Annotated in this window: 2 protein-coding genes; both read right to left on the bottom strand. The window is 33.4% G+C overall.

Annotated elements, in window-relative coordinates:
- Positions 1–560: 560 nt before the first annotated feature.
- The gene (locus Q8S45_RS02650; RefSeq protein WP_305600986.1) at positions 561–863 is read right to left on the bottom strand and encodes a type II toxin-antitoxin system RelE/ParE family toxin; all 303 of its coding nucleotides are present in this window, start codon (positions 861–863) and stop codon (positions 561–563) included.
- Positions 860–1,102 (bottom strand): type II toxin-antitoxin system ParD family antitoxin, encoded by a 243-nt coding sequence (locus tag Q8S45_RS02645; RefSeq protein WP_305600984.1) that lies wholly within the window; start codon positions 1,100–1,102, stop codon positions 860–862. Before Q8S45_RS02645 ends, Q8S45_RS02650 begins: the two co-directional genes overlap by 4 nt.
- Between the last annotated feature and the right edge of the window lie 417 nt (positions 1,103–1,519).

Raw genomic sequence — 1,519 nt, 5'->3', positions numbered from 1 at the left:
TCATAGTTCGATTTTTTTTTCAAATTGGCTACAACAGTTGATAAACGTAATGTGATTCCTCCTTTGGTCGGAATGACACTATTTTCAAACTCTCGCAATGATGATAGGGTCATGGGTTTATTTTTCAATGGTTCCTTTGTTATGCCGAGTCGTCGAGGCATCTCACAGTTGACAAACGTACTATGATTCCTCCTTTGGTTGGAATGACACTATTTTCAAACTCTCGCAAAGATGATAGGGTTATGGGTTTGTTTTTCAATGGTTCTTTTGTTATGCCGAGTGGTCGAGGCATCTTACGGTTGATAAACGTAATGTGATTCATCCTTTGGTCGGAATGACACTATTTTCAAACTCTCGCAATAATGATAGTGTCATGAGTTTATTTTTCAAAGATTACTTTATCATACCGAGTAGTTGAGGCATGTTACGAGTTTTTATAAGATTTGTGCGACTGGAAAATCGGAGATTTTTCGGACGCAGCAATATTTTTATTGAATGTTTGTATTTTGTATTAGTTCAAATTTAAGCATAAATTTTATGAGGTGTTGTGTGTAGTTTTTTTAATTTAGTCGTTTTTTTATATCCATTCTTTGATGCAAAATTCTTACTACTTCCACAATGTCGTTTTCTATTTTTCTATAAAAAATCAAATGTGATTTTATTTTAGTCACTCTATAATTTTTTCGAGTTTGCTCTGCTGATTTACCAGTCAAAAAATTGTCAGAAATAAACTCAATTTCTCCAATTATTAAGTCGTAATATCTGTCAGCTTGTTCTTTAGACCATTTATTTAATGTATAAATCCAAATGGCATTTAAGTCTTTAATCGCCTGTTCACTTATGCGATACTTGTTTTTATTCATAAATATTGGCGGTGTAATTCTTTCAGATTTTCTTTTGGATTGAAATCTTCAATAAATCCACTTTTTTCGCCTATTTCCAAAGCTTTAATTAGTTCTTTTTCCTTAGTCTCTTCTCTTTCAAGAAGTCTCAAAGCAGAGCGAATAACTTCGCTTACAGAACCATATTTTCCAGATTTAACCTCATTTTGAATAAATTCCTCAAAATGATTACCGATTGATATTGATGTGTTTTTCCCCATTTTAATTAAATTTTATTCAAATATACCAAATCTTGGTAACATAGCAAAATTTTCAAATTACACACAACAGTTGACAAACGTAATGTGATTCCTCCTTTGGTCGGAATGACACTATTTTTAAACTCTCGCAAAGATGATAGGGTCATGGGTTTATTTTTCAATGGTTCTTTTGTTATGCCGAGTGGTCGAGGCATCTCACAGTTGATAAACGTAACGTGATTCCTCCTTTGGTCGGAATGACACTATTTTCAAACTCTCGCAATAATGATAGTGTCATGAGTTTATTTTTCAATGGTTCTTTTGTTATGCCGAGTGGTCGAGGCATGTTACAGTTGACAAACGTACTATGATTCCTCCTTTGGTCGGAATGACACTATTTTTAAACTCTCGCAAAGATGATAGGGTCATGGGTTTATT

The organism is Lutibacter sp., from assembly GCF_030692605.1.
Taxonomy (GTDB): domain Bacteria; phylum Bacteroidota; class Bacteroidia; order Flavobacteriales; family Flavobacteriaceae; genus Lutibacter.
This window is presented reverse-complemented; position numbering and strand designations above follow the sequence as displayed.